An 11,593-nucleotide genomic window follows, 5' to 3' on the forward strand; every position below is an offset into this window, starting at 1 on the left:
AATTAATCCATATTATCATTATATTTTGTTTTATCAAGAACCTTCATATTATCTAGGCGTATTGACATATTTGACAAATCAACCTTTTTATTATCATCACTTTCAACATATTTATCTTCTACTATAAATGATCTTATAAAAGCATATACTGATGAAATATTTATACCTCCATACCTATCTATACTTGTGTCAGCTAGACTAGGATCTGTATAAATATTTGTTAATGTTAAATCTAACGGTTGGTTCTTTATGGCTATACGACTAACCATATTCGCGCAAAAAATATAAAATGGTAAACAGTATTTTAATATACTTTGAATGTCATCTTCTGAAGTTCTCACTTCGATCTTATTTTGAAAATCTGCTACTCCTGCAAATTTTGAGCCATACTTATAAGCAGTTCTGGTAACTAATGCCATACATGCTAAAAGTAATCCATATACCAAAACAGTAAAATAATTTTCTTTTGATCCATCTTTCAACTCTATGAGTATATTTTTTAAATTATTACCATAGACTTCATAAGAATTAAGAGCATACTTATTTAAAACGTTATTCGTTTTTACAGCTGCTATAATATGATCAAATATTGTTTCACCTTCTAAAATATTAGAACCGATTATAAATTTTTGTGTATACATATAAATACCATTCATAACATCTTTTACAAAAGGAATTATTTGTGCTTTTTGATTAGTACTTGTTAGATCTGTATGCCAACCAGTCCATTCACCAACAGGTTTTGTTATTCTTCTAATACCCTTGCCCTTATCCCCAAATATAGCATTATATGATCTAATTACCTCCTCTAAGACACATTTCTTATAAACCCCTCCAAGGTGGTAACTACTTTTTTTACTTTCTAAAGCTTTATAGCATGGGTCATATATATTATCGTCCCAGCATTGCGATCCACCTTTACCTATATCTAATGAATATCTATAACTGACTATTTTAAGGTATAACATTTGTATTACTAAAAGTAATTTTAATGCCCTATCTTGCTGAACACTTTCTGTCCTGTCTGAGTTTGGACATGACATCATCGAGTATTGTTCTCCCATATTACTAATAGCAAAATCTATAAAATCTTTATCAATATTTAACAACACATTGACTATATTTCTATCTATACCTCCACGATTTTCCAAATTATAGCTACTATGTATAGAAGTTCCATAGTCACTAAAAAATACTTTATTTAATAACGTAAACACTTCTGCCCTCTTACTCAAATCTGCAGATACTATATATTTATGTGAAGACTCAACATGAAGGGATATTGTCAATACCATTAGAGTTGCATAATCAAGATTATTAGATTCCAAAAATTTAGATTCCCTCATCCAGTTACCTACTTCAATTATTTTGCCATCTATCGATGAGTTCAGCTGAAATGAACGAGATCTTTCAAGTTTATGGCTCTCAAGCGATCTTTCAAATTCATGTCTCTTAATACTAGTAGTTGATTTATCTAGACTTGTTAAATCGATATTTTCATTGACTTCTGTAGATACAAGGTCTTCTTCTTGTATTGCATTATCATATATAAACATTGATGAAATATATGTTACGGCAGAGCCAACCGTATCTATTCTCTTAGATATTGAATCTTTATGACTATAAGCATTTTCATAGCCTACTTTTAGATTTTTATTTTCCAAATTAGATCTTAAATTTTCTCTTAGACTACTGCGTACAGTTTGTAAATCAAGGTTTGATCCTATAAATGGCCCAACAGAATACCAAAGTTCTCTACAAATATCATAATATGCTTTGTAGTACCAATTTGCTGCCTTTGACATAAAGAGTATTCTACTTTTTGGAGTCAAATGGTATATATCCCACCAATTTCTTCTTTGGAAACACTTATGATATGGAAGCGACATATACATGATAGCCATAAAATATCCCATAAAGCTCGACCTAACGATAGATTTATCATTGATATCATACTGTAGTGCTTCTACTAATGGATCTAAGAAAACTCCTGGCAACTCAGTTTCCTTTATAAGCTTATCCATTACGTTTATTTTTGCACTAAAAAGAATATTATTTAATACCTTAGCTATACTATATTGTACTACTTTTCTGTTTAATTGTTTTTTATCAATTTTAATTTTAACATGTGATTTATCTCCTAATTCTAAGCTGAAGCAAGGATTTTCTATTGAGTCAATATTTTCATCATCTAATGATACACTAACCCCTTCATCGTGATTTTTGTCTTCTGTATTCGGCCTTTCATTTAAAATATCATCAATTTTTTTAATATTTGCAGTCAATGAGATTAGTTGATTTTGTATATCTTCTACAACCTTATTATTGGCTTTTATTTTTTCAATCACTGACTTTTTTTTAGCTTCTAAAAGTTTGTTCTCAGATACAATGCTACTAAGAAACTTAGTTTCATCATAATCTTTATAAATAGCTCCTGTTTTAACATTATCATATAAAGAAAACTGAAACTTCTCTGTAATATAAGAGCTTATAAATATGGATATTTTTCTAACTAAACGTGAGTTTTTAGATCCTGTAAAACCATTTATACGGTCAATAAGTCCCTCTACAGACCTATCATACTTATTATCCGCTTTAACTCGAGAAATACTTAGATATTCGTTATCCCTAATAAATTCTTTAACCTTATTTTCATAACGAGTCCCCCTAAAACCTATAATATTACCAAAGGTGTCATGTTTCCTAACATCCCTAAAGTGCATCATAATAAGATCTTTTAAAGTTAACGAAGTCAATAGCTTGCCACCTGGTGACTTAGGCCAGAGAAGCTCCATTTCATTTACCTTTAGAGACTGTATAGTATCTTTATCAAGCATTATTTGATCGTTAGCGGGACTTATTAGTATTTTCTTAAGGTATAGACTTTTATTATTTTTAACATGTTCCTCATAAGACTCACTCGCACTATTTATAACACCAATATGATCATTAAGGACTCTTTTTTCTTTTCTTTCTTGGTTTACTCGCGCAAAAGCTCTAAGCAATATAAAAGTACTCACTGGAACAAGCCAAAGTTTACATTTAACCTCTTTTTCTATTATTTGCTCTTTTTCTTTATACCTAAACTTGCTAGTAGCTGATAGCTTAATGTTTTTTGTATCATCATAAATAATCTCTTTCTCACTATATATATTCTTAAAATACTTAGTGAAATCACTCTCCTTTGCTGAATTATGCTGATAATTCAAATTAAGACTGAAATAGCTTTTAGCGCTACATGGTGAAAATAATTTATCTTCATTAAAGTGTTCAAATAAGAGTCTTTCATTTTCGTTTTCAGTATTAAAGACATACAGAGAGTCTTTAAAAGTAGAGGCGACTTTATAAGAGCAATTTATAAAATCATTTATTTTTTCAACTATGTTTTTTATTTTTTTAATAAGCTCTTTATATTCATCATTTACAGTTTTTATTGAACCTACAAGCTCTTGTGAAACTTTTCTGACAAGTTCAATCAACCCTTCAACTTTATCTAAGATATTTGCATACCCTATTTTTTTAAGCTCATCTCTATTTATTCCATTTGAACTTCTCTGAAAGTGCTCAACTGTATTTTTTACTGTTACATATATTCCATCTAGTGGACTATTACTAGGGTTCTGTGGAGTATAATTACTTATCTCGTTAGCTATAACTTTTAATCTATCAATAGCAGTATTTAAATCCTTTTCTAAATTTTGTACAAAAGATAAGTCAGCATCTTCTTTAACTAAGATAGCTAATGTGAAATTTTTGATAAAAATTGATGCATTCTCACAACGACTATTATAATAATTAGTATCAACACTTAATAGATTACCGAATGGATTAAGGATTTTTGCAGTTGGTTTAATAAAATATTTCTGACTCATTACTTCTACCCTCTATCATAGTTTTGAAGATTTATCATTGTCCTTAGCATTTTCATTAGCCTCTCTTAAATGCTCAACTCTCAAAGCATTGTTAGGATAATTACTAAATGTATTACAAACCCAACTACCTAACCCATAGACTGTGCTAGCAGTTAAACCTGCTAATACAGACTTAAACTTAGATATTCCAATAAGACCAGCTACACCTCCTGTGATTGCTCCAGCAAACAAAACTTTAATCATGTCAACTTCCCTATCTTTGACCGCCTTGATAGATAAATCAGAAGCCACAAGCAATACCATAGGTAAATTAACCGTTGTAGCATTACCTATTTCATCTTTATACTTAGTAGCAAATATCTTATAAAAATCATCTATATGCTTAGCCTGAACATTGTAATTCTTAAATGTTTTACCAATTTTTGCCATTGATGAATCTTTAACAAATAGCTCGCCAACCCACGATATAGCTCTTTTACTTCCTCTACTCATAGATTGAAATATAGTCATATTTTCTTGAGACTTAAGATGATCTCTATGCATATCCCTCATCGCATTATCCATAGCGTTAATGTATGCTTCTTTCATCATTTTAAAATGCTCTTTCTTGCTAAGCATTTCTTGAATATTTGATATCCAAGAGATAAATATACTTTCCATAAGAGCTAATATTTGCATATATATCTCGAATTCAGCCTGATCCTTAGAAAGAAAAGGAAAAATTATCTGAATATAATAATAAGATATCATGAAGTCAATATAATTTGAGTCAGTTGGAAAAACCGTATGGAATTCATATTCTTTAGTACCCTTATCATCTTTAAGTTTTATTTCTCCATTAACCCTGTTATAAGCCTCTCTTAATGCCCCTAAATAACAATATTGAAACAAACCAGGAAAATCGTCAGCGATCGATTTATTATCGACAGTAAAGATGTTCTCTTCTAGCTTAAGCTTATTAAATTCATTGTATGTAAAAAGCTTTTTAGTATTATCCTTCGAAACCATAGTTAATTCTAAAGATGTTTTACCGATCAACCCTTGCTTAACAATAAAATTCATTACCGCAGTCATCTTAACAAAATTTAATGCCCGGTTACGCAAGCCACTAATATCTCTACTTACATTTTGAGCTGTTTCTGACTGAGTTTCCGCCAAAGCATTTAAAATATAGTATTGAGCTCTATTCTCAGCATCTTGTAAATTAGGAGAAAAGGTTCTTAAACGTTCAATCTTAGCAGTTTCAATATCTTTAATATCTTCGGTGGTACTTTTTATATTTTCTAGCGTACTTGAAAGTAACTCTGCCTGTTTTTTAACTATTTTGAGCTGTTGATGAACCGCTGATTTAATATCTGTGATATTTTCTTTAAGTTTAATAACAGCATCTCTACTACCACCAAGCTGATTATCAATATTTTTAAGAACATCTCCTATCTGCTCTATGTTATCAGGTAGTGATTGATACCGTTCTAAGCTAGACAAAACACTATTTTTATAATTATTAAATCTCTTTATCTCATTAGAAAGAGCTTCCGAATACTCTCTAAACTGAGCTTTAGTCATTGGCTCATCAAAAGTATTTATAATATCTTGACTGAAATTAGTAGTTATATGTAGCTGTTGCGAAATAAACCTTATATGATTATTATCCGTTATCTTACCCTGTCCATAAACAGCTGATAATTTAGTTGAAATACCACATATAAAGTTTATCAAATTAAAAAACAAAATTTTATTATGAAAATCATCACTAACTTTATCACCAAAAAATTCTGATTCAATTTTATCGGAACTATACTCAGCAATAGTTTTTTCATAATTAGCCTCTATGAACTTTATCAATGATTGAATATAGTGTTTTTTAGGATCACCTTTGAAACCCTTTTTCTGATTAAATGCCTCATCGACATTTTTAAGATGCCTATCAACGAAAGGATCAAGCTCTTTTTCTAAACTATCATAGCTACTATCTAGATCTGGTAGACTAACATCGCTAAGCTCTTCTTTAGCTAAAATATTTTTTTTTATATCATCTACAAATAGATTTTGACTAGCAAGCCTAGCTTTTAGACTCTGCTGCAAACGAGTAAACCAATCATTATTATGACTGCTTAATATATGAACTTCATAATTAGGCAATAATTCTGTAATATAAATTTCAATGGTTTCTCTAAATATTAATTGAGCCATTTCTTTATGAAAAATTGCAGAACTATCACCAGAATCGATAATAGCCTTACATTGATAACTATATTGTAATGGAACTGCATATTTACTAAACATTACAAACTTTGCTTTTAAATTTTGAATATTGTCAGCCACATCTGCAACAATATATTCTTTGATTCTTAATATTGTTTGATTAAGTTGCTCAATAGCTTCTTTAACATAACCATTTAGCAACTCTACACTTTCTTCAGATACTTTACCGCTATCTAACGCTTGTGATGTCTGACCTATAATCTCACAAGCATCTTCTAACCTACTCATTTGGCTAGATGCTAACTCTATATAGTTGTTAGAGTTTTCAAGAATCTGCTTATACTTCTCATGAGTATCTTCTGTCGAGAGTTCCATTGAAAATGTATAAAACTTAGTAACAATATCTAACAGAACTCTACTAAGCTTATTCACAAGTATACTTGATTTACCAACCTCTTCACGGATTTCAGATATTAGCTTTATAATTTGTTTGATATAGCTTCTAGTTAAAATAGAAATAAGAACTTTAGTACGTGCTATGCCTTGACTATCAATATTGCTAAAATCTGCCTTTAATAATGCTTCTTCAGAAATAGCATATTTAATCTTTGACACACAAGTATCTGATCTATCTCTCTGACTTTCATTACTTAGGTTAGTAAGATAAATAGTATCTTTTAAAGTAACCATCACTCTATAACTTTTAGCCTTATTAGATGCTTTAGCAACACTTATATTAGTAAAGCCTTTCTCTTCAATATATTGCCAAACTCTTTTTGTTAAAATTTCATCATAATTGCGTTTAAGCTCATTAACTTTTAGATTATCAAACATACATCTTCCTCTATAAATCTAAAGAATCAAAAGCCGAGCTAAAATCATCTTCATGATCTATTTGATCAGCTTCATTATCGTTATAACTATCTTGATTATTGTCATTCTGGGATGTTTTTGTACCTGCTCGTTTATTTAATATCTCATCAATATTAAAATCACCCATATTTGAAGGTTTATTATCAGGGTCTATTTGAATATTTACATCTGTCTTGTTTAGCATAAACTCCCACAAAGGCGATCCTTTGCTATTTTCAATTATTTGTGAAATTTCAGTATAGACTTCTGGTGTTATAGAGTTTAGAAAGGCTCCTAACTCTCTTGGAAAATATTTAATTGGATTAAAATTGTCAATTTCTGTTTGAATCGAGTCAAATAATAGTGCTAGCTCGAACTTCTCTGATGGTGTCTCTGCCATATTAGCCAAACCTCCAAACTTAGATATTTTCAGTAAAAGATTTGCCCATGCAAAACTATATCTATCTTGTTTTGATACATTTGGTGTAACTAAGACATCCTCTGGAGCTTCTTCTACAGCCTCAGGATCTTTATCTTCTTTTATTAGATATTTTGCTACTGTCGATATTAACTGATTCTTTGATTCACTTAATTCCAACAAATCGATATCTTCAATATTTTCTGAGAGTAACTCCAAGATACGACTTAGATGTTGTATTATCAGCTCTTGTTGAGTATCTAAGAAATCTGGATAATAATAGTTTATAGCATCATTTGCATTTTTAATTAAAGTTAATGTACTCTGTATAGTTATTGTTTCTTTTTTATTTATTGGTGAAATAAAGTCATATTTATTTAAAACATCCGCTAGTATATTTAAGCTAGAAACATAATCATCTGCTGAATGGTTTAGGTTAAAATGTGCCTGTAAATAAATACATACAAGCTGAATGTCAAGAACTCTATATTCATGAGTATATTCAGAAATCTTATCGATAACTGCCTGAAATTCTCTAGCATCGATAAGCCCTGTACACTCAGTCAACACATCAAAATCAGATCTTTTAGCTAAATCCCAATCCTGCTTATCACCAAACAAGTGTAACAACTCTTTATCTGCTTTACTCATGAATTTATATCCTCAACTATTTTAGAATTAACCTAAACCTTTAGTATTTGAAAATTATTTACCGCCAGCATCTACGCCGATAACAACTTTCTTTGTACTATCTCCACTCCATGTTGATACTGGTGTACCTTTTTCCCACTTTCCACTTAGAACTATAGTACCTGTTAACTCAGTTTCATTTTGTGTTGCTGTACGAAGATATGAGTCCCCACACTCATAAGCAATCAACTCTTGAAATTGACGAGTTTGTTCTTCACACATTGTAAATTTGGCACCTTGAGGGTCAAAATACTGCACAATTGTACCCTTGTTCGCTTGATCTACAGTTTGCTTATCATTTGCTACAGCCAGTTCTACAGAAAGTTGTGCTTTAGCACCTCCTTTTAGCACTTTTGTAAGCCCTGCATTTAGCTCTGCAGCAATAGTCTTGTTAGTACGAAGATGCAAACTTATTGTTTGTGATATTGCATCAAACTCGCCATATTCTAGTTTAAAGTTCACAGGCTGTTGACCAGGAGTTGATGTCCCAAGATCATAATACGGTAGCTTTTCCTTTAAGTCTACGGGCCCTGATTCTGCACTTAATTTTACCTGTAAAAAAACAGCATCATGTGTTGGTGATGGTGCAGAAAGATTCGCTGCAGGGTGTGAGTTTGGTGCCAAAGTCATCTTTTGACCATCTATTGCTATAAAATCTGACATATTTTATCTCCTTGTTATTTATATTAATTAACTTGCCAGTTTAGTTATTTACGAATTAAGCCTAGCTTCAACACTTAATTCAACATCCATACCTTCAAACTGAACGTGTGGAAGTATTTGGATACTTGACTTATACCAACCTATCTTACCTTCTATCGGCTCTACAGATATCTCTGCAGCCTTAAAAGGAAAATAGCTCTTAGTCAAATCCGTTGGACTTGGAACAGTTGTAACATAACTATTTATCCAACTAGATAAAGTATCTGTTATGGTTTCTTTAGTAGCTGAAGAACCTATACGATCTCTCATTATCATCTTGATATAATGAGCCAGCCTAGTAATTGAGTATGTATAAGAAATATTTGCTATTAACTGAGAGTTTTCAGAATCTTTAGGATCTTTATATTCCTGAACCATCTTCAATGAATTAACACTGAAAAAGCAGCCTTCTGATGTACCTTTTTTATACACAAAAGGCATAAACCCAGCATTTGCAAACTCCAACTCTCTATAGTCTGGAATAACAAACTCAGTAGGAACCTTTAATTCCTCATACCCTCTTATATTAAAAGTATGACTAGGTAACCCTTCCACAGTACCTCCTGCACGAGGTCCCCGTATGCTCTGACACCAACCAGTAACTCTAAATGCTCTCATTAAGTTTTTTGCAAACAATACTGATGCATTACCCCAAATATACTCTTGGTTAGATATAGGGTTAACTATCTTTTCTTTGAAGTTTTTAATATATTTACCCTTTGTTGGATTATTATCTGGATGATAAGGTGCTCTTAACAAAAACTGTGGCACAGTTAATCCAACATAAGCTGCTTGCTCTGTTTTACGAAACTTATTCCACTTGCCATACTTAGGGTGTTCTAAAAGTGCATTAAGATTTTTAATATCTGCCAAATCCTCAGCCGTATTACAGCCAAAAAACTTAGGACTAGCTGCTGCTATAAACGGCGCATGGGACGCTGTAGCAATTTTACCCATTATAGAAAGCCAGTTTATATCATCTTGAGTATTCTCAAACTCATAAAGACCAATCATTGTCCCATAAGGTTCACCCCCATACTGATCATACTCACTTACATATAACTTCTTAAATAAATCACTAGATGATATATCTACAGCATTAGTCTCAAAATCATCAAGCAACTCTTCTTTTGAGACATCCAAAACAGATATTTTAATGGGTGCATCATTAGGCTTATCGAGATAAATCTCATTAATCGAAAGCCACTGTTTTTCTAACTCCTTGAATTTTACATCATGAATAATCTCGTTAACTTGTTCTTCTATTATGGTGTCAATACGATTTATAACATTACGGGTCAAATGCTTATTATAAAGATTCATATCTTCATTCTTAGCGTTTGCGAAAATAGCAGATAAACCAGCAGCTAATCTTAATACATCATCTGAGACTATATCATTCTGGTTACTAGCGTCTGTAACATAGTCGTACTGAACTTTTTGTAAAGCTTTTTCTGTAGTATCAAGACTTAGGCTAGAAAATAGTTTTGACAAACTAATAGCATTATTCTCTTTTACTTCTGTAGCTACTTCAGACATTACTCCTCTCCTTCTTCAACTGAGATAATTTCACCTTCCACTACATCATTTTCTTCATCAGTCATCTTAAATGATTCTAGTGCAGGAAGTTCTTGTTTTATCTTTTCTAAGGCTGTCTCATCACGTAAAATCTCCTTAACCAAGTTGCGAAACCCTTTATTGTTGTCAACTGTGGATTCAAACTCCTGTACCATTTCTCTTAACTTTATTAAAGACTTTAACTGGGGAATACTCTCCGCTATAACCCCAGGCTGAAAGGATTTCATTGAATCAATCTTCAACTTTATATCTAAATTAGAAGATTTTGATGGAGTTATCTTATTAGGAACTGACAAATTTAGTTCCATATCCATATCCTTCATCAGAGAATCTATAGTTCCATCCATGTGACGAACTTTTCTTTCCTCAAAGTCTTCTTTTCTATCTTTTGATAATCCTTGAGATATATCTCCAACCACAAGCATCCTAAAAGGTAGCTCCTTGTCTTTTAACTCACCATCAACCTCAGTTTTATATCGAAGCATCAGCCTCGATTTTGGTATCTCATCATTCACAGCCATATAAACTCTCCTTTTTACATTGTGTTGTTTTTTTTCAAATAGCTTGATTAAAATCATAAAATCATATTACATACGAATATAATGAAGGTGATAGAGTAGAAAATACCTATTTATGAAAAATAGTAATAAATTAAAGACTGTTGAATTAATATCCTAAATTCTGACCATATCTTGTAAAATACAGAGGCCGAAGATATTTATATTTTAACTCTCATAGGTTTTTCTTTTAGGCTTAGAAGAGTTACTAGGTATTGATAATAAATTTGTAAAACTATAAACAGATTAGTAGATTTTCAAAGTTATCCACGCCCAAGATATTACTACACAAAATAGATCTTCTTGCGATTGTATAATGATGTTTAAATTTTTATTACTAGGTCAATGGTATAGTTTGAGTAATAGAGAGTCAGTCTAAGTTTATGAGGCGCATAGACTAGAAATTTGCTGAAGGATATAGAATACGCATATACTTAAAAAAGCTATTAGAAATAAACCTTTAGCTAGAAGAAAGAAAACAAGAAATATTCTTATATCAAAAGTTAGGTATAGGGTTAAGCAGTGTTGTGGTATTTTAAAGATGAGGTTTGGTTTTGCTAGGAGTAGCTACTTTTTTACAATTAAAGTAAATGCTTAAGCCCTGCTAAAAGCTATGTGTTTTAATGCTCTAAAAGCAGAATTTTTAATGGCTTAACTAGGTTCCATGAACAAAAAATTATCTAAGCCAAATAAATGTGCTAGCTAAAGCCACAAAGCCA

At 31.3% G+C, this 11,593-nt stretch carries 6 protein-coding genes; all 6 read right to left on the reverse strand.

What is annotated here, in order from left to right; genetic code table 11:
- Positions 1-2: 2 nt before the first annotated feature.
- The 6 genes from F3D62_RS05945 to tssB are packed head-to-tail and all read right to left on the reverse strand — an operon-like array spanning position 3 to position 10,838.
- A complete protein-coding gene (locus F3D62_RS05945) occupies positions 3-3,872 on the reverse strand; it encodes a hypothetical protein (protein ID WP_150467328.1) in 3,870 nt (1,289 codons plus the stop codon).
- Between the two features lie 15 nt (positions 3,873-3,887).
- Positions 3,888-6,911, reverse strand: coding sequence for a hypothetical protein (locus F3D62_RS05950; protein ID WP_150467329.1), 3,024 nt, complete (start codon positions 6,909-6,911; stop codon positions 3,888-3,890).
- 10 nt (positions 6,912-6,921) lie between these two features.
- The gene (locus F3D62_RS05955; protein ID WP_150467330.1) at positions 6,922-7,998 is read right to left on the reverse strand and encodes a type VI secretion system protein IglI family protein; all 1,077 of its coding nucleotides are present in this window, start codon (positions 7,996-7,998) and stop codon (positions 6,922-6,924) included.
- A 54-nt stretch (positions 7,999-8,052) separates the two neighbouring features.
- On the reverse strand, positions 8,053-8,700 hold the full coding sequence (locus tag F3D62_RS05960; RefSeq protein ID WP_150467331.1) for a hypothetical protein: 648 nt from the start codon (positions 8,698-8,700) through the stop codon (positions 8,053-8,055).
- 48 nt (positions 8,701-8,748) lie between these two features.
- Entirely contained in the window at positions 8,749-10,278 is a 1,530-nt protein-coding gene (gene tssC / locus F3D62_RS05965) for a type VI secretion system contractile sheath large subunit (RefSeq protein WP_150467332.1), read from the reverse strand.
- The gene (gene tssB / locus F3D62_RS05970; RefSeq protein WP_150467333.1) at positions 10,278-10,838 is read right to left on the reverse strand and encodes a type VI secretion system contractile sheath small subunit; all 561 of its coding nucleotides are present in this window, start codon (positions 10,836-10,838) and stop codon (positions 10,278-10,280) included. Before tssB ends, tssC begins: the two co-directional genes overlap by 1 nt.
- Positions 10,839-11,593: the final 755 nt, after the last annotated feature.

Origin of the sequence: Francisella sp. SYW-9 (assembly GCF_008711465.1) — a bacterium.
Lineage (GTDB): Bacteria > Pseudomonadota > Gammaproteobacteria > Francisellales > Francisellaceae > Francisella.